The 16,283-nt window shown below is 68.6% G+C and carries 18 protein-coding genes; 5 read left to right on the plus strand and 13 right to left on the minus strand.

Annotated features, from left to right (window positions below; genetic code table 11):
* Positions 1–65: 65 nt before the first annotated feature.
* Both WS96_RS23655 and WS96_RS23660 read right to left on the minus strand, forming a co-directional pair.
* Positions 66–335 (minus strand): MoaD/ThiS family protein, encoded by a 270-nt coding sequence (locus tag WS96_RS23655; RefSeq protein WP_034204180.1) that lies wholly within the window; start codon positions 333–335, stop codon positions 66–68.
* 100 nt (positions 336–435) lie between these two features.
* Positions 436–1,125, minus strand: a complete 690-nt coding sequence (locus tag WS96_RS23660) for an aspartyl/asparaginyl beta-hydroxylase domain-containing protein (RefSeq protein WP_059835810.1) — start codon at positions 1,123–1,125, stop codon at positions 436–438.
* A 211-nt stretch (positions 1,126–1,336) separates the two neighbouring features.
* Here WS96_RS23660 and WS96_RS23665 point away from each other — a divergent pair, with 211 nt between their 5' ends.
* A complete protein-coding gene (locus WS96_RS23665; RefSeq protein WP_059835811.1) occupies positions 1,337–1,681 on the plus strand; it encodes a DUF4148 domain-containing protein in 345 nt (114 codons plus the stop codon).
* A gap of 71 nt (positions 1,682–1,752) precedes the next feature.
* Complete coding sequence (locus WS96_RS23670; RefSeq protein WP_059835936.1) at positions 1,753–2,028, plus strand: DUF4148 domain-containing protein; 276 nt, start codon at positions 1,753–1,755, stop codon at positions 2,026–2,028.
* Positions 2,029–2,205: 177 nt separating this feature from the next.
* Here WS96_RS23670 and WS96_RS23675 read toward each other — a convergent pair whose 3' ends face one another.
* From WS96_RS23675 to WS96_RS23685, 3 genes are all read right to left on the minus strand, one after another.
* Positions 2,206–2,733, minus strand: coding sequence for a cytochrome b (locus WS96_RS23675; RefSeq protein ID WP_059835813.1), 528 nt, complete (start codon positions 2,731–2,733; stop codon positions 2,206–2,208).
* A 67-nt stretch (positions 2,734–2,800) separates the two neighbouring features.
* The gene (locus WS96_RS23680; protein ID WP_059835815.1) at positions 2,801–4,216 is read right to left on the minus strand and encodes an ATP-binding protein; all 1,416 of its coding nucleotides are present in this window, start codon (positions 4,214–4,216) and stop codon (positions 2,801–2,803) included.
* The gene (locus tag WS96_RS23685; RefSeq protein ID WP_059835817.1) at positions 4,213–4,872 is read right to left on the minus strand and encodes a response regulator; all 660 of its coding nucleotides are present in this window, start codon (positions 4,870–4,872) and stop codon (positions 4,213–4,215) included. Before WS96_RS23685 ends, WS96_RS23680 begins: the two co-directional genes overlap by 4 nt.
* A 294-nt stretch (positions 4,873–5,166) precedes the next feature.
* Here WS96_RS23685 and WS96_RS23690 point away from each other — a divergent pair, with 294 nt between their 5' ends.
* From WS96_RS23690 to WS96_RS23700, 3 genes are all read left to right on the plus strand, one after another.
* Positions 5,167–5,517 (plus strand): hypothetical protein, encoded by a 351-nt coding sequence (locus WS96_RS23690; protein WP_059781134.1) that lies wholly within the window; start codon positions 5,167–5,169, stop codon positions 5,515–5,517.
* Positions 5,518–5,579: 62 nt separating this feature from the next.
* Positions 5,580–6,749: a bacteriohopanetetrol glucosamine biosynthesis glycosyltransferase HpnI gene (gene hpnI / locus WS96_RS23695; RefSeq protein WP_059835819.1), complete on the plus strand. Its 1,170-nt coding sequence runs from the start codon at positions 5,580–5,582 to the stop codon at positions 6,747–6,749.
* Positions 6,746–7,834, plus strand: coding sequence for a lysylphosphatidylglycerol synthase domain-containing protein (locus WS96_RS23700; protein WP_059835821.1), 1,089 nt, complete (start codon positions 6,746–6,748; stop codon positions 7,832–7,834). The genes hpnI and WS96_RS23700 overlap by 4 nt, the downstream gene beginning before the upstream one ends.
* Positions 7,835–7,858: 24 nt before the next feature.
* On the opposite strand, the gene denD is transcribed toward WS96_RS23700, so the two are convergent.
* The 8 genes from denD to WS96_RS23740 all read right to left on the minus strand — a co-directional run bounded on the left by denD (position 7,859) and on the right by WS96_RS23740 (position 16,028).
* Positions 7,859–8,830 carry a D-erythronate dehydrogenase gene (denD, locus tag WS96_RS23705; RefSeq protein ID WP_059835938.1) on the minus strand — a complete coding sequence of 324 codons (972 nt, stop codon included), beginning with the start codon at positions 8,828–8,830 and terminating at the stop codon, positions 7,859–7,861.
* 28 nt (positions 8,831–8,858) lie between these two features.
* Entirely contained in the window at positions 8,859–9,635 is a 777-nt protein-coding gene (gene otnI / locus WS96_RS23710) for a 2-oxo-tetronate isomerase (protein ID WP_059835823.1), read from the minus strand.
* Between the two features lie 75 nt (positions 9,636–9,710).
* On the minus strand, positions 9,711–11,036 hold the full coding sequence (locus tag WS96_RS23715; RefSeq protein WP_059835825.1) for an MFS transporter: 1,326 nt from the start codon (positions 11,034–11,036) through the stop codon (positions 9,711–9,713).
* A 121-nt stretch (positions 11,037–11,157) separates the two neighbouring features.
* The gene (otnC, locus tag WS96_RS23720; RefSeq protein WP_059835827.1) at positions 11,158–11,796 is read right to left on the minus strand and encodes a 3-oxo-tetronate 4-phosphate decarboxylase; all 639 of its coding nucleotides are present in this window, start codon (positions 11,794–11,796) and stop codon (positions 11,158–11,160) included.
* On the minus strand, positions 11,793–13,094 hold the full coding sequence (gene otnK, locus WS96_RS23725; protein WP_059835829.1) for a 3-oxo-tetronate kinase: 1,302 nt from the start codon (positions 13,092–13,094) through the stop codon (positions 11,793–11,795). The genes otnC and otnK overlap by 4 nt, the downstream gene beginning before the upstream one ends.
* Positions 13,095–13,113: 19 nt before the next feature.
* Positions 13,114–14,010, minus strand: a complete 897-nt coding sequence (ltnD, locus tag WS96_RS23730) for an L-threonate dehydrogenase (protein WP_373557917.1) — start codon at positions 14,008–14,010, stop codon at positions 13,114–13,116.
* Between the two features lie 52 nt (positions 14,011–14,062).
* Positions 14,063–14,767, minus strand: a complete 705-nt coding sequence (locus tag WS96_RS23735; protein WP_034204194.1) for a FadR/GntR family transcriptional regulator — start codon at positions 14,765–14,767, stop codon at positions 14,063–14,065.
* Between the two features lie 187 nt (positions 14,768–14,954).
* Positions 14,955–16,028 (minus strand): GlxA family transcriptional regulator, encoded by a 1,074-nt coding sequence (locus WS96_RS23740; protein ID WP_059835940.1) that lies wholly within the window; start codon positions 16,026–16,028, stop codon positions 14,955–14,957.
* Positions 16,029–16,283: the final 255 nt, after the last annotated feature.

Consider the following 16,283-nt stretch of genomic DNA (forward strand, 5'->3'; position numbering starts at 1 on the left):
TCCGGATGGTCCGCCTTGGCGCGACGGCGCTTGGTATGGGGGAATGCGGCGGTGCATCGGTCCCTTTATCCGCCGGTCAGCGCCTGCACGACATATACGCGGCTGGCGGCCTCGAGCGCGTCGGACAGGCGCTGCCGGTCGCGGATCGGCTGGCCGTCGATGAACACCGACAGGTGCTTTCGCAGCGCGCCCTGATCGTCGACGATGTAGCCGCGCAACCGCGGTTGCTCGCTGAAAATGGTGTCGAATGCTTCGCCGACCGTGTGCGCGTCGATGTCGCGCTCGGGCGTTTCGACATGCCGCTGGATCGATGCGGCGAAGAAGAGATGCGCCATGGCGGTAGCTGGCAGGAGCCGCACGAAAGGGTGGCTTGTAGTTTAGGCGATCCGGCGGCCGCCGAAAGGGGGAAACGGCGCTGCCGTGCGGGCGCGGCGGCTAGACCGGAATCGACCGCCCCCTGATCCGGATCCCGAGCCGCACGACGCCGATCACCGCATTCGACAGCCACGTGAGCCAGCGCGGCATCCCGCGCCGACGGATATCGAGCAGCAGCACGATCCGCACCGCATCGCTGTCGTTCCATACCTCGTGCGTGAACGTGTCGTCCCACAGCAGGAAGCGGCCTTCGTCGAGCCGGTATTCGCGGCCGTCGACCTTCAGCACGGCAGCCGGCGTGCCGTCCGCGCGCCTGGGCATCGACAGCACGAGATATCCGCGCAGGATGCCGCGAAACGGCCCGCGATGCGGCGGGATGTGCTTGCCGGGCGCGAGGAACGACAGCGACGCGGACAGCACGTCCGGCGACGCCGCGACGAGCGCCGCGACGGTCGGGCAGCGCGACAGGTTGCGCGCAAACGGCTGGCCGTACGCCTGCATGATGAACATGCGCCAGTCGCGTGCGTCGTTGGCCGAGATGTCGTACTGCTCGCGCATGATGTCGTGAAAGCGCGGGATGCGCGGCATGTCGCGTGCGACGTCGAGCGCCTCCGCGCGGATCGCGTGCCACGCGCGCACGAATCGCTCGGCATCCGGGAATGCGGCCGTGTCGAGCACCGCGCCGCTGTCGATATGGCGGTCGTACAGCCTGCGCAGCAGCGCGGCTGCATGGTCGTAAGCGGCGGACATGGTCGATCGATGAGCGGTCCGGATGAAGTGGTGGTCAGTCTGCCCGAAGCACGACGGGCGCTGCGTTACGTCAGGTTACGCCGGCTGACGAATGAATGACAGTTCGATGAAGGTCCGGCGAGGGCGGCCCGACGGGCCGGGAATAAACACGCCTCCTCCGTCGTCATACGGGTGTAGCACGTCGTCTCGTTGACTTCCGAAGGAGTGGAACATGAACAAGCACTGGCTGGTGGCCGCCACGATGGCGGCGATGTCTCTCGCAGGTGTCGCGACGCAAGCGTCGGCACAGGCGCTCACGCGCGAGCAGGTCCGGCAGGAACTGATCGACGCCGACAACAACGGGTTGCGCTTCGTGACCGATACGTCGTATCCGGATGTGAGCCCGCTGTTCCAGCGTCAGGCCGATCAGTTGCCGCAGCGGCAGGCCAGCACGGCAGTCGGCGGCGATCCGGCCATGTCGTCCGAAGCGGGCAAGCCGGCGGCGATGTCGCCCCATCGAGGCGCCGCCGCCTGCGTCGGCCCCGCGAGCTTCTGCGCGATCTATTTCGGAAGCTGATCCAGCCGCCCGCGTCCGCAGGTCACGCGTATCCCGTGGTCGATCGATACGTCACATTGAAGGAGTTCATGATGAAAACTTATATCGCAGTCCTGATTATGGTCGGCGCAGTCGCCGGTCAGGCGGCATTCGCACAATCGGCCGCGCCGCTCACGCGTGCGCAGGTTCGCGAGGAGTTGATGCGTCTGGAAGCGGCCGGGTACGACCCGGCGAAGGGCGACGACGGCGAGTATCCGGCCGACATCCAGGCCGCGGAAGCGAAGCTCGCCGAGCAGGAACGGGCGCGCATGGCGGCGTCGGTTGCGCACGCACCGGACGCCGGTATGCCGGCGCAAACCGGCGACTAGGTGCCGACATGATCGTGTGTCACGGCTGGCCGCCGTGTTCGCGGGACGGCAAATCGCACGCGCTTCGCGCCGCGCGACGTGCCCGAAGGGCGCCGGCTGAGACGCCGGTCGTGGCGCGCCGCTTTGCGCGGCGTCGCGATCAACTCGTCAACCGGTTCCGACCAGCGGCGCGATCGATCACCACGGCATCATGCGCTGCACGACCTGGTCGCGCAGCACGAAGCGGTGCATCAGCGCGGCCGCCACGTGCACGCAGATGCCGGCGAACAGGACCCACGCGAGAATGCCGTGCACGTCGCCCATCGCGTGACCGAACCCCGAGCCGGCCGCCGACAGCGCCGGCAACGGAAGGATGCCGACGAGCGTCACGGCCCACGCGCGTGACGACGCGTTGATCCAGCCCAGCAGCGGCACCGCGATCAGCAGCAGGTAGAGTGCGCCGTGCGTGATGCCGGACAGCGCGCGCATCGCGGGCGACAGCTCGCTGGCAGGCGGGCGATGCGTCGCACGCCACAGCACGCGGCATGCCATCGCCGCGAGCAGCGCCGTGCCGACGATCAGGTGCGCGGCGATCAGGCCGACCGGCTGCGTGTCGCGATGCCCGTTGGGCATCGTCCAGCCGATCGCGTATTGCGCGACGACCAGCGCCACGATCAACCAGTGAAGAAAACGGGCAACGGCGTCGTAACGAGTGGGTGTGGACATGAAGGCTCCTGACGGGCATGGCGGGGCAGCGTGCGGCGGATTCTACGGCCGAATCCTTAACGAAACGTTAAGCACGCGGCGCCGGTCGGCCCGCATCCGCCGACGGCAGCGTGATCGCCACGCCGAGGCCGTGGCCGCCGATGCCGGATTCGAACCGGACGGTGCCGCCGAAGTATTGCGCGATGCGGATCACGATCGACAGTCCGAGCCCGCTGCCGGGCGACGGCGTGCCGCTGCCGCGATAGAACCGGTCGCCGAGCCGTTCGCGCTCGCCGGGCGCGACGCCCGGCCCGTCATCGCGCACGACGATGCATTGCTGCGGGCCGTCGTCGTGTACGCCGAGCTCGATGCGTCCGCCAGGGCGGCCGTACTTGATCGCGTTGTCGACGAGATTGTCGAGCAGGATGCCGATCAGGATCGGATCGGCGTCGATCGTCCGCGCGGACAGGTCGCCACACGCGATGTCGATGGCCTTGTCCGCGGCTTTCGACAGATGGCGGTCGACAGCGGCATCGACGAGTTCGCGCACGACGAGCATACGCGCCGGAATGCGTTCGTACTCGTCGAGCCGTGCGAGCAGCAGCAATTGCTCGGCGAGCCGCGCACTGCGGTCGACGCCCTGCACGACGCGCTGCATCGCCAGTTGCTTGTGCGCGGGATCGTCGGTCGCGATGGCCACCTGGGCCTGCACCTTGATCGCGGCGAGCGGCGTCTTCAGTTCGTGCGCGGCGTCGGACGTGAACGCGCGCTCCCGGACGATCGATTGCCGCAGCCTCGCGAGCAGGCGATCGATCGAGTCGACCAGCGTGCGCACTTCGTCCGGCACGGTCGCGATGCCGAGCGGTTCGAGCGATCGTGCATCGCGTGCGCCGATCAGCGTGGACAGCGTCTTCAGCGGTGCGAGACTGCGCCCGATCATCACCCACAGCAGCAGCGCCAGCACCGGCAGCGCGATGACGAGCGGCTCGACGATGCCGCGTGCGATGCCGGTCGCCAGATCGCTGCGCGTATTCGACATCTCCATCACGCGCACCCGGCGCCCCGACGCGGACGCGCGCAGCGCGTGCGTGCGCCATCGCACGTCGCGAATGACGATCGTTTCGGGTTTGGCGGACGCGCCGGGCGGGTCCGGCAAACCGGCGGCGTCGGCCGGCAGGCTCGACGCGACGACGTTGCCCTGCGCGTCGCGCACCTCGAACAGCACGTCGCGCGGCAGGCGATCGCCGTCGGCATCGGGGCCGGATTTCGCATCGCCGCGGGCCAGTTCGACGCGGGCGTCGGGCGGGAAGCGCGCGAGACGGCCGAGGTCGGCCGCCGACAGATCGACGAGCAGCGACGCGTATTCGACGAGGCGCGCGTCTTGCCATTCGCCGATCTCGCGCGTCGCGTGCCGGAAGCTGCCGAACACGGCGACGAGCCAGACGACGGTCACGCAACCGATCGCCATCAGCGACACGCGGCGTCGTATCGAGCCGGCGATCATGGAAGTTCGACCACGTAGCCGATACCGCGGACGGTACGGATCAATTCCGAGCCGAGCTTCTTGCGCAGGTTCGACACATGGACCTCGATCGCATTGCTTTCGATGCCTTCCTGCCAGCCGTACAGGCCGTCCTCGAGACGCGCGCGCGACTGCGGGATGCCCGGGTGCGTGACGAGCTGAACGAGGATCGCCCACTCGCGCGACGTGAGCGCGATGCGCGCCGCATGGCGCGTCACGGTATGCGCGGTCAGGTCGATCGTGATGTCGCGCCAGACGATCTCATCGCCGGCACGGCCCTGCGAGCGCCGCACGAGCGCGCGGCAGCGGGCGAGCACTTCGGACAATTCGAACGGTTTCGCGAGATAGTCGTCCGCGCCGTCGTCGAGGCCGCGCACACGGTCCGCCACGGTGCCGCGTGCGGTCAGCACCAGCACGGGGACCGTATCGCCGGCATCGCGCAGCGCGTGCAGCAGTTCCGTGCCCGATTTGCCGGGCAGCCCGAGATCGAGTACGACGAGTGCGAAGCGCGTCGTCGCGAGCGCGGCTGCGGCCGCATGACCGTCGCGCAACCAGTCGACGTGAAAGCCGGCCTGGCTCAGGCTGGTCTCCAGGCCGCTGCCGATCAGGTCGTCGTCTTCAACAAGGAGGAGTCGCATGGTCGATTCGGGGTGCAGGCGTCTGCGATTGTACGAGCATGACTCTGCGCACCGTGAAACGGATTGTAATTGCGCTGCCGCAAATGTCGGCCGATTCTGAAGAACGCTTAAGGTTTGGCGCCGGCAATCCCGTTACCATCGGCGACGACATTTCCGGGGCGGCGTTCCGCTTCCCCCGATCCCGAATCGCTCGGGCGCGTCCGGCGCGAGCCGCCCGCACCCGGGCGCCAACCCGCGCCCCTTTCGACCGATATCCGTTCGATGCGCGTCGCCCGTACGGGAGGTTCGATCCTGATGGCATCCTCGACGATCGAGCGCTGGCGCGCCCACCTGCTGATCGCCGCACTCGCCGCCATGTTCATTCAATGCTTCGTGCTGGTTTCGTTGCTTGCATGGCGCGTACCCGAAGCATTTTTCACCACGATGACGTTCCGCGTCTGGACCGTCGTTGCCGTCGCCGCCGCGATCCTGTCGGCCCGTAAGCTTGCCGACGCGGCGTTCAAGGCTGCGCTGGCATGCGGTTGCGTGCGTGTGACCGGAATCGATCGCCGCACGGTAGTCGTGTCATCCGATTGCGCGTACCGTCGGCTGGTCGTTCTTCATATCCGGCTCAACGGGAACCGGTACGGCGGCGTGCATGGGTGAGCCCGCGTGTGCGCCGCCGTTCGCTGCCATTGCGGCCGTACGGGTCATCACCGGGGGAAAGCATGGTTGTGTTGCATGTGTTGCGCGCGCTGGCCGGCGCGATGTCGATCGTCTGCGGGCTCGCCGTGGTGCTGGGCGTCGCGTACACGCTCACGGCGGGCGTGCTGGTCGGCCGGTTCTTTTCCCGGGCGATGGCGCCGCCGCGCACGTATCCGGGCGTCACCGTCGCGCAGCCGCTGCACGGCGACGAATGGGATCTCGTACAGCATCTCGAAAGCTACTTCGTGCAGGATTATCCGGGGCCGGTGCAGCACCTGTTCGGCGTGCACGATGCGGGCGACGCGGCACTCGCGGCGGTCGAGACGTTGCGCGCGCGGTATCCGGGCGCGAACGTCAAGGTCGTCGCCGATGCGCGGCTGTACGGGCCGAACCGCAAGATCGCCAATCTCGTGAACATGCTCGAACACGCGGAGCATTCGGTGCTCTGTCTCGCCGACAGCGACGTGCTGGTCGAACGCGATTATCTGCGCGCCGTCGTCGGTGCGCTACAGCAGCCGGATGTCGGCATCGTGACGAGCGTGTATCGCGGCGTCGCAGCGCCGGGATTCTGGCCGGGGGTCGCCGCGGCGATGACGAACTACCATTTCCTGCCGGGCGTGATCACCGGGCTCTTCATCGGGCGCGCGCGGCCCTGCTTCGGCCAGACGATCGCCATCACGCGCGCGACGCTCGAACGCATCGGCGGGCTGACGCGCTTTGCGCATCATCTGGCGGAAGATCACGCACTCGGCGAAGCGGTGCGGCAAGCGGGCGCGCAGGTCGTCATTCCGCCGTTCGTCGTCGGGCATGCGTGTGTCGAAGAGACGTTCGCGCGGTTGTACGCACACGAATTGCGCTGGAGCTGCACGATCCGCGCGGCGGACCGGCTCGGTCATCTCGGATCGGTACTGATGCATCCGGTGCCGCTGGCGCTGCTGGCGGTGCTGTGCTCCGGCGGCACGGCCGCCGCGTGTGCGCTCGCGGTTGCGGCGCTGGCGTCGCGCGCCTGGTTGATGCTGAGAACGAGCCGCGCGACCGGCGCCAGCCTGCGCCGCGCATTCTGGCTGCCGTTCGTCGATCTCCTGCAGTTCGTGGTGTTCGTATCGAGCTTCTTCTCGTCGCACGTCGTGTGGCGCGGCACGCGCTTTCGCGTCGACCGGCAAGGCCTGCTGTCGCCGGCGGGTGAGTCATGACGACGGAGCCGCACCTCGACGCCGCGGCGGCCGGCCGGGTCGCCCTGCGCGGCGATGCACGGCTTCGCCATGCCGGGCGCGCGATCGCGCTCGGCGGGCTGGCGCTCGCGGTGTGGCTGGTCTGGCGCGAGCATCCGCAAGACATCCTGCATCGGCTGCGGACCGCCGGCGCCGGGCTGCTGGTCGCCGCGCTCGCGCACATCCTGCCGATGCTCGCGAACGCGTGGGACTGGCGGATGCTGATCCGCGGTCCGCGCCGGCCGTCGTTGCCGACGATGCTGAAACTCGTGTGGATCCGCGAATCGATCAACGGGTTGCTGCCGGTCGCGCGCATCGGCGGCGAGATCGTGTCGTTCGGATTGCTGCGGCAGGCGGGCGTGCGTCCGGCGACCGCCGTGGCCAGCCTCGTCGCCGACATGCAGCTCACGCTGATCAGCCAGCTGATCTTCGCGCTGGTCGCGATCGGCTATGTGCTCGAACGCGTGTCGTCCGATGCGGCGCGGGTGGCGGCCAACCTCGCGATCGGCATGGCCGCGCTGGTGCCGGTGCTGCTGCTGTTCGCGCTGGTGCAGCACGCGCGGCCGTTCGAACGCGCGATGCGCGTGCTCAACCGCGTCACGAGCGGCAAGGTGGTGGCCCTGGTCGGCGAATCGGCACGCACCGACCAGTCGATCCGGATGATCTGGAGAAAGACGGGCGTGGTCGTGCGCTATCTCGGGATCTGGCAGACGCTGCAGTTCGCGGGCTATGCGCTGGAAATCTGGCTGGCGCTGGTCTTCCTCGGCGCCGATCCGAGCTTTGCGCAGGCACTGGCGATCGAGGCGCTGATCCAGCTCGTGAGCAGCATCGCGTTCCTGATGCCGGGCGGCCTGGGGGTGCAGGAGGGCGGGTTCGTGCTGATCGGCGGGCTGCTCGGGTTCGACCCGCCGACCTGTCTCGCGCTGGCCGGTGCGCGCCGCGTGCGCGACCTGCTGTTCTATCTGCCGGGGCTGCTCGTGTGGCAGTGGGCGGCGGCTTCGGCGAACCGGCCGGGTGGAACGCGGCGCGCGCCGTTGCGTGCCGGGGAATCCGCCGGGCCGCGCTGACGGCCCGGCGCGACGCAGCCGGATTCAGCGCCGCTCGTCGGCGAGATGGCTGCGGATCACGTCCGCGAACGACGTGTCGCCCTTCAGCCCGAGCGCTTCCGCACGCGACGTATCCCAGCGGCCCGGCCAACTGCCGACGATCTTCTCGACGCGTTCGTCGGGCACATGGCGGATCAGCTTGACGACCGCGTCACCCGCGACTTCGCGCAGCGCCGCGATCATCTCGTCGACCGACACCGACAGCCCCGGCAGATTGATCACGCGCTTGTTGCCGAGCTTCGCGGCATCGATCTCGCAACCGGCGACGAGCGCGTCGATCGCGCCGCGCGGCGACAGCAGCCACAGCCGCGTCGAGCCGGGCACCGGGCATACGCTTTCCTCGCCGTTCAGCGGCTCGCGGATGATGCCGCTCGCGAACGACGACGCGGCCGCGTTCGGGCGGCCGGGCCGCACGCTGATGGTCGGCAGCCGCAGCACGCGGCCGTCGACGAAGCCACGGCGCGCGTAGTCGCACAGCAGCAGTTCGGCGATCGCCTTCTCGGCGCCGTACGACGATTGCGGGTTCAGCGCGGTGTCGTCCTGCACGACGTCGGGCAGCGCGCCGCCGTACACCGCGACGGAGCTCGTGAACACCACCCGCGGCCGGTGGCCGCGCGCGCGGCACACTTCGAGCAGCGTGCGCGATGCGTCGAGGTTGATCCGCATGCCGAGATCGAAATCGGCTTCGGCTTGCCCGCTGACGATCGCCGCGAGGTGGAAGATCGCACCCGTGCGCGTGTCGATCGCGCGTTCGAGCACCGCGCGATCGGCGATGTCGCCGACGATCGACGTCACGCGCGCATCGCCGAAATCGCCGCCCTGGACGACGTCGAGCAGCACCAGCTCGTCGATTGTCTCGACACGGCCGTCGGGGCCGGTCAGTTCGCCGCGCTCGAGCAGCTTGCGTGCAAGGCGCTGGCCGAGAAAGCCGGCGCCGCCGGTGATCAGTACTTTCATGTTCTTCATCCTCTGGGGAATACGGGAATCACAGGTACGGCCCGAGCCAGCCGAGGCCGTCGGACGTGCCGGCCTTCGGCCGATATTCGCAGCCGATCCAGCCGTCGTAGCCGAGCGCGTCGATCAGCGCGAACAGGTACGGGTAGTTGAGTTCGCCGACGTCCGGCTCGTGGCGTTCCGGCACGCCCGCGATCTGGATATGGCCGATGCCCGCGAAATCGCGCTCGAGCTTCATCGCGAGATCGCCTTCGACGATCTGGCAGTGATAGCAGTCGAACTGCACCTTCAGGTTCGGCGCGCCGACTTCCGCGCAGATCGCCTGCGCGTCGTCCTGGCGATTCAGGAAATAGCCGGGCATGTCGCGCGGGTTGATCGGCTCGATCAGGATCGTGATGCCGTGCGCGGCGCCCGCTTGCGCCGCATGCCGCAGGTTCGACAGATAGGTGTCGCGATGGCGCGCGCGATCGGCGCCCGGCGGCACCATGCCGGCCATCACGTGCAGCTTCTTGTTGCCGATCGTGCGTGCATAGTCGAGCGCCTGGTCGATGCCGCGGCGGAACTCGTCCTCGCGGCCCGGCAGCGACGCGATGCCGCGTTCGCCCGCGGCCCAGTCGCCCGGCGGCGCGTTGAACAGCGCCTGTTCGAGGCCGTGCGCGTCGAGACGCGCGCGGATGTCCTCGGCGGCGAAGTCGTACGGGAACAGGTACTCGACGGCCTTGAAGCCGTCGTGGGCGGCAGCGGCGAAGCGTTCGAGAAACGCATGCTCGGTGTACATCATCGAGAGGTTGGCGGCGAAGCGTGGCATGACGGAGCGTCCTGTGAATGAATGGCGCGGGGCGCCGTGCGCCCCGCGTCGAATGATGAATCGGCCGGCGACGGATCAGCGGTTCACGAGTTTCGCGGGCGTGAGCCACACGGCGATCGCACCGATCACGAGCATCGCGGCCAGCACGTACATGCCGGACGACGTGCTGTGCGTGACGTCCTTCAGGTAGCCGATCACGTACGGGCTCGCGAAACCGGCGAGGTTGCCGACCGAGTTGATGATCGCGATCCCGGCCGCGGCCGCGGAGCCTGCGAGGAACGCGGTCGGGAGCGACCAGAACAGCGGGGCGCAGGTCAGCACGCCGCCTGCCGCGAGCGACAGGAACACGATCGACACGGCCGTATTGTGCGAGTACGACGCGGCGACCGCAAACCCGAGCGCGCCCATCAGCGCCGGCACGATCAGGTGCCAGCGGCGTTCGCGGCGCTTGTCCGCGCTGTGGCCGAACAGGTTCATCACGACGATCGCGACGACGAACGGAATCGCCGACAGCAGGCCGATCTGCAGCGTATCGGTGATGCCGGTCGATTTCACGAGCGTCGGCATCCAGAACGTGAGCCCGTACTGGCCGGTGACGAACGCGAAGTAGATCAGCGACATCCACCACATGCGCGGGTCCGAGAACACGGCCTTCAGCGAATGGCCGTGCTGCTGCCGTTCCTGCGGCTGCGCGGCGATTTCGTCTTCGAGCAGCTGCTTCTCGCGCTCGTCGAGCCATTTCGCGCTGCGGATGCCGTTGTCGAGATAGAGGATCGTCGCGATGCCGACGAGCACCGCCGGCACGGCTTCGATCATGAACATCCATTGCCAGCCGTGGAAGCCCGAGCCGCCGTGGAAGCGCTCCATGATCCAGCCCGACAGCGGGTTGCCGAAGATGCCCGACACCGGAATCGCCGACATGAACACCGCGATGATCTTCGCGCGGCGATGGGACGGGAACCAGTACGTGAGGTACAGGATCACGCCCGGATAGAAGCCGGCTTCCGCGAGGCCAAGCAGGAAACGCAGGACGTAGAACTGCGTCGGCGTCTTCACGAACGCGAACAGCGCGGACAGCACGCCCCACGTGATCATGATCCGCGCGATCCAGATGCGCGCGCCGAGGCGGTGCATCAGCATGTTGCTCGGCAGTTCGAACAGAAAGTAGCCGAGGAAGAAAATCCCCGCGCCGAGCCCGAACACGGTTTCGCTGAACGCGAGATCCTGCGACATCTGCAGCTTGGCAAAGCCGACGTTCACGCGGTCGAGATACGCGACCACGTAGCAGAGCATCAGGAACGGCACGATGCGCCAGAACACTTTCCTGTAGGTGCGGTCGAGTTCGCCCGATTGGGCGGCCGCGGCGGGCGAGCGGCTTGCGGCCGCGTCGAGAGCAGTCATCGTCGTGTCTCCAAGGACGTCGTGTGCCGGCGGCGCGTAGGCTGCCGGTTCGTATGTGTGTGCTGACGGAAGGGCCCGCGCACACTGCGGGCAGGTGAATCGGTATCGGGTGCGCGGCGCGTCACCAGCGCGCGCCGAAGGTGCGGCGCAATTCGTCGAGCGCGGCGTCGGACAGCGATTCCGGTTTCGGCTGCGTCATCAGCCACAGCCGCGCCGTTTCCTCGAGCTCCTCGAGCGCATACGACGCGTGCGACACCGACGGCCCCCACATCACGGGGCCGAGGCGATCGAGCAGCACGCCGCGCACCTGGTCGGCCAGCGCCGCGACTTCCGCCGCGACGGCCGGGTCGCCGGGGCGGCGGTAACGGATCAGCGGGATGTGGCCGACCTTCATCACGTAGTACGGCGTGATCGGCGGCAGCACGTCGGTGTCGCGCCACACGCCCGCGAGCGTCAACGCGACGAGATGCGTCGAATGCGTGTGGACGACGCCATGCGCGTCCGCGTTGCGCGCGTAGATGCCGCGATGCAGCGCGAGCGTCTTCGACGGCTTGCCGCCCGATACGGGCCGGCCGTCGGCGCCGACCTTCGCGATGTCGTTCGGGTCGAGCCGGCCGAGGCACGCGTCGGTCGGCGTGATCAGCCAGCCGTCCGCGAGACGCGCGCTGATGTTGCCGGCGCTGCCGACCGCATGGCCGCGCGCATACAGGCTCGCGCCGACCACGCAGATCTCTTCGCGCAGTTTCGCTTCGTCGCTCATCGTGCGGCTCCGTCCAGCGCGCGCAGCGCCTTGTCGAAAAAGTCCGTCGCGCCGAAGTTGCCGGATTTCAGCGCGAGGCCGAGCGGCTGCGCGTCGATGGTGGCCGTGGCCGGCACGCCCGGGTCGATCTGCGCGCCGATCTGCAGCGACTTCACGTCGAGCGCCTGCACGACCGCGCCGGACGTCTCGCCGCCGGCGACGACGAACTTGCGCACGCCGAGTTCGCGCAGCCCGCGGGCAATCGCCGCGAGCGTGCTTTCGACGAGATGGCCGGCCGCGTCGACGCCGAGCGCCTGCTGCACGGCTTTTACTTCGTCGGGCGTGGCCGTTGCATAAATCAGCACGGGGTGCGGCAGGTGCGAGCGCGCAAACGCGAGCGCCTGCTCGACGACCGGCTCGCCGCGCGAGGCCGCGAGCGGATCGATGCGGAAGGCCGGTCGCGTCGCGCGCCACGCGGCGACCTGTGCGTTGGTCGCCTTCGACGCGCTGCCGGCGAGCACGGCCGACAGGCCGTCGATGCGCGGCAGCGACGCCGCGTTGTCGCGCTCGGGCAATTGCTCCGCGCGGCGGAAATTCGCGGGCAGGCCGAGCGCGATGCCCGAGCCGCCGGTGACGAGCGGCAGGCCCGCGCACGCTTCGCCGAGGACGTAGAGGTCGCGGTCCGACAGCGCGTCGGCGATCGCGAAACGCATCCCTTCCGCGCGCAGCTGGTCGATCCGCGTGCGCACGGCGGCCGCGCCGAGCGCGATCGTGTCGTAGCGGATCAGGCCGACCGGCGACTTCGTCTGCTGCTGCAGCACGCGTACGAGGTTCGCATCCTTCATCGGCGTGAGCGGATGATGCTCCATCCCCGATTCGTTCAGCAGCACGTCGCCGACGAACAGGTGGCCGCGATAGATCGTGCGGCCGTTCTCGGGGAACGCCGGGCACGCGATCGTGAAGTCGCCGCCGGCCGCATCGAGCAGCGCGTCGGCCACCGGCCCGATGTTGCCCGCGGCGGTCGAATCGAACGTCGAGCAGTACTTGAAGAGGAACTGGCGGCATCCTTGCGCGCGCAACCATTCGTACGCGGCGAGGGATTGCGCGACGGCGTCGGCGGCGGGAATCGTGCGCGACTTCAGCGCGACGACGATCGCGTCGGCGTCGACGATCGTGTCGACGGCCGCGCCGTCGGCGGGCACGCCGATCGTCTGTACGGTGCGCATGCCGCTCTTGACGAGCATGTTCGCGAGATCGGTCGCGCCGGTGAAATCGTCGGCGATGCAGCCGAGCAGGGGACGGGAAGCGGAAGCGGTCATGGCGGGAACGTCGTTCGAATCAGCGGGCGGGCGGCAGCGTGATGCCGGGGAACGTCTTGATCACGGCGGAATCGTCCTCGCCGCCGTGGCCGGCGCTCGACGCGCTCATGAACATCTGGTGCGCGGTGGCCGACAGCGGCAGCGGGAATTTGCTGCGGCGCGCGGTATCGAGCACGAGGCCGAGATCCTTCACGAAGATGTCGACCGCCGACAGCGGCGTGTAGTCGCCGTTCAGGATGTGCGGCACGCGGTTCTCGAACATCCACGAATTGCCGGCGCTGTGCGTGATCACGTCGTACAGCGCGTCGGCATCGACGCCTTCGCGCAGGCCGAGCGCCATCGCTTCGGCCGCCGCCGCGATATGCACGCCGGCCAGCAATTGATTGATGATCTTCACTTTCGAGCCGATGCCGTGTGCGTCGCCGAGGCGGTACACCTTGCCGGCGATCGCCGCGAGCACGTCCTCGCAGCCCGCATACGCGGCGGCCGGGCCGGACGTCATCATCGTCATCTCGCCGGAGGCCGCGCGCGCGGCGCCGCCCGACACGGGCGCGTCGAGCATCTGCAGGCCGGCCGCCTCGATGCGCGCGCCGAGCGCGACCGCGAATTCGGGCGCGACGGTCGCGCTCGCGATCACGACGCCGCCGGGCTTCATCGCCGAGACCGCACCGTGTTCGCCGAACAGCACCGTTTCCGTCTGCGCGGCATTGACGACGAGCGTGACGACGACGTCGCACTGCGCACCGAGTTCGGCCGGCGTCGCGCACGCGATGCCGCCTTCGGCGGCGAATGCCTGCAGCACGGTGTCGCGCACGTCGCATGCATGGACGCGCAGGCCGGCGCGCAGCAGCGAGCGTGCGACGCCGAGGCCCATCGCGCCGAGGCCGATGACTCCAACATTTCTTGACATGGTCAACCTTGATCGATTCGGGAGAGGTTCCGGACAGCGGCGGCGGGCGCCGCCGGTTTCAGCAGATGCCGGCTTCCGCGAGGCGGCGAGCGGCGTTGTACATGTGCGTGCGCGCCGCGTTGCGGGCGGCCATCGGGTCGCGCGCGCGGATCGCGTCGGCGATCGCCGCGTGCTCGTCGCGCACCTGCCGCGAGAAATCGTCGCGCGTCGCTTCGTTGCCCCGCGTGACCTTCACGCCGGCTTCGAGGTACTGGTTCAGGAATTGCAGCGTCTTCAGGAAATACGGGTTGCCGGTGACGGCCGCGATCGTGCGATGGAACGCGACGTCTTCCGCGACGCCGTCGCGCCCTTCGGCCACCGCTGCGTCGATCTTGCGCAGCGCGTCGTCGATGTCGGCCATGTCGTCGTCGGTGTGGTGCAGCGCGGCTTCGGCCGCGACTTCGGCCTCGATCGCGCGACGCACCGCGAGCAGGTGCGGCAGCGAGCTCGCCTCGACGGCTTCCGCATAGTCGATGCGCAGCGGCCGGATCGCGCCGTGCTGGTTCACGAACACGCCGCTGCCCTGGCGCGGCTCGACCACGCCTTCGTTCTTCAGCCGCGAGATCGCCTCGCGGATCACGGTGCGGCTCACGCCGAATTCCTGCGCGAGCACGGCTTCGGTCGGCAGCTTGCCGGTGGCCGAGAAACTGCCCACTTCGATCTGCTTGAGCAGTTGCTGCGCGACATGGTCGCTCATCGCGCGGGCCGGAATTTTCTCGAACATGATGCTCAGGTTTGTAAGGTGATGTGGTCATCATACAAATTTGAGCGCCGAGAAGCATCCGGGATAACCCTCGTCTATCGCGGGCAACGTCGGCTAAATTGACTGGAACCGGTTCCAATCGCACCGAAACCGACGCGAACGTGCGCGGTTGTGCAGTCGACCGGGAAGGGGCGGATGCGCCGGCCCGTCAGTCGGCGAGGTCCTCGACGGCGTCGACCGACGCATCGGGTGTCGCATCGACTTCGGCCACGTCGCCGCCGCGCTCGCGATACGTCGCCGGCGGCACGCCGAACTGCTTGCGGAATTCGCGCCCGAGGTGCGACGCATCGGCGAATCCGCAACTCGACGCGATATCGGCGACGGTGCGGTCCGAGCTCGTCAGCAGCCAGGCGGCCGTGCGCAGCCGCACCTGTTTCGCGAAGGCCTGCGGGCTCTTGCCGGTCTCGGCCTTGAAGAGCCGCTCGAGCTGCCGCGTCGACAGGTCGAGCTTGCACGCCAGTTCCTCGAGCGGCAGCGCACGCCCCACGTGCTGTTCCATCAGGAGAATCGCGCGCTTGACCTTCGGATGCGTCGCCGGTTCGAGGCCCGGCGGATGCGGCTGCGGCGCGTTGCCTTTCTGCATCTCGCCGACGAGCAGGATGCGCAGCGCCTTCTGCACGGTCGCGTGATCGAAATGGCGCAGCAGGATCGCGGCGGCGACGTCGATCGACGCGCGGCCGCCCGAGCACGTGATCCGGCGTCGGTCGATCACGAACAGCCGGTCGGCGATCAGCAGGTCGGGATCGGCGGACGGAAAGCGCTCGATGAAATCCCAGTAATGGAACCAGCTCACGCAGGTGCGATAGCCGTCGAGCACGCCGGCGCGCATCAGCGTGAACACGCCGGTGCAGATGCCGACGACCGTCGCGCCGCCCGTCGCCGCGCGGCGGATGAAGTCGAGCGTTTCAGGGCCGGCCTGCGGCCCCGAATGCAGCAGCCCGCCGACCACCACCACATAGTCGAACGGCTCGGCCGCGTCGAACGTCTCCCACGGCGTGATCTGGATCCCGCAGCTCGCGCGCACCGGCGCGAGCGTCTCGCCGATCACGCTCCATGCGCAGCGCACGGGCTTGCTGTAGTCGCCGTCGTCGGCCGACAGCCGCAGCATGTCGACGAAGCCCGAGAAGGCCGTCAGCGTGAAGTTCGGCAGCAGCACGATGCCGAAGCGGAGGCGCCGCGGCGCGGGTTCTGCGAGGGGGGAAGCGGGTACGTCGGGGGTCATCGCGGCCAATCTCGTCACGCCGGGAAGGCGGTCTCACTCGTTTCACTCTGTTTGCGGGCTACGGCTGCCGGAGGGCGGCACGGATGCAGCCAGCGTCGCCGATCGGCCGCGGCCGGACTTGTGGTTTTTCGTCGCGAACCATCGCCAAAACGCACTTTCCGGGCGGCCGGCGCGGCGCTTGGCGGCGCTATCCCACGCCGATGCCGTTTTTGTTCTATCGGCCGATTTTACGCCCTGATGTACTGAGGCCCAACG

The organism is Burkholderia sp. MSMB1835, from assembly GCF_001526365.1.
Taxonomy (GTDB): Bacteria; Pseudomonadota; Gammaproteobacteria; order Burkholderiales; family Burkholderiaceae; genus Burkholderia.

Excerpts from the sequence above, each read along its gene's own strand:
- otnI (WP_059835823.1), bottom strand. The coding sequence starts at position 9,635 with ATGCCACGCTTCGCCGCCAACCTCTCGATGATGTACACCGAGCATGCG.
- WS96_RS23735 (WP_034204194.1), bottom strand. The coding sequence starts at position 14,767 with ATGTTCGAGAAAATTCCGGCCCGCGCGATGAGCGACCATGTCGCGCAG.
- WS96_RS23680 (WP_059835815.1), bottom strand. The coding sequence starts at position 4,216 with ATGATCGCCGGCTCGATACGACGCCGCGTGTCGCTGATGGCGATCGGT.
- WS96_RS23690 (WP_059781134.1), top strand. The coding sequence starts at position 5,167 with ATGGCATCCTCGACGATCGAGCGCTGGCGCGCCCACCTGCTGATCGCC.
- denD (WP_059835938.1), bottom strand. The coding sequence starts at position 8,830 with ATGAAAGTACTGATCACCGGCGGCGCCGGCTTTCTCGGCCAGCGCCTT.
- WS96_RS23700 (WP_059835821.1), top strand. The coding sequence starts at position 6,746 with ATGACGACGGAGCCGCACCTCGACGCCGCGGCGGCCGGCCGGGTCGCC.
- WS96_RS23665 (WP_059835811.1), top strand. The coding sequence starts at position 1,337 with ATGAACAAGCACTGGCTGGTGGCCGCCACGATGGCGGCGATGTCTCTC.
- WS96_RS23685 (WP_059835817.1), bottom strand. The coding sequence starts at position 4,872 with ATGCGACTCCTCCTTGTTGAAGACGACGACCTGATCGGCAGCGGCCTG.
- hpnI (WP_059835819.1), top strand. The coding sequence starts at position 5,580 with ATGGTTGTGTTGCATGTGTTGCGCGCGCTGGCCGGCGCGATGTCGATC.
- otnK (WP_059835829.1), bottom strand. The coding sequence starts at position 13,094 with ATGACCGCTTCCGCTTCCCGTCCCCTGCTCGGCTGCATCGCCGACGAT.
- WS96_RS23740 (WP_059835940.1), bottom strand. The coding sequence starts at position 16,028 with ATGACCCCCGACGTACCCGCTTCCCCCCTCGCAGAACCCGCGCCGCGG.
- WS96_RS23675 (WP_059835813.1), bottom strand. The coding sequence starts at position 2,733 with ATGTCCACACCCACTCGTTACGACGCCGTTGCCCGTTTTCTTCACTGG.
- WS96_RS23715 (WP_059835825.1), bottom strand. The coding sequence starts at position 11,036 with ATGACTGCTCTCGACGCGGCCGCAAGCCGCTCGCCCGCCGCGGCCGCC.
- WS96_RS23660 (WP_059835810.1), bottom strand. The coding sequence starts at position 1,125 with ATGTCCGCCGCTTACGACCATGCAGCCGCGCTGCTGCGCAGGCTGTAC.
- WS96_RS23655 (WP_034204180.1), bottom strand. The coding sequence starts at position 335 with ATGGCGCATCTCTTCTTCGCCGCATCGATCCAGCGGCATGTCGAAACG.
- otnC (WP_059835827.1), bottom strand. The coding sequence starts at position 11,796 with ATGAGCGACGAAGCGAAACTGCGCGAAGAGATCTGCGTGGTCGGCGCG.
- WS96_RS23670 (WP_059835936.1), top strand. The coding sequence starts at position 1,753 with ATGAAAACTTATATCGCAGTCCTGATTATGGTCGGCGCAGTCGCCGGT.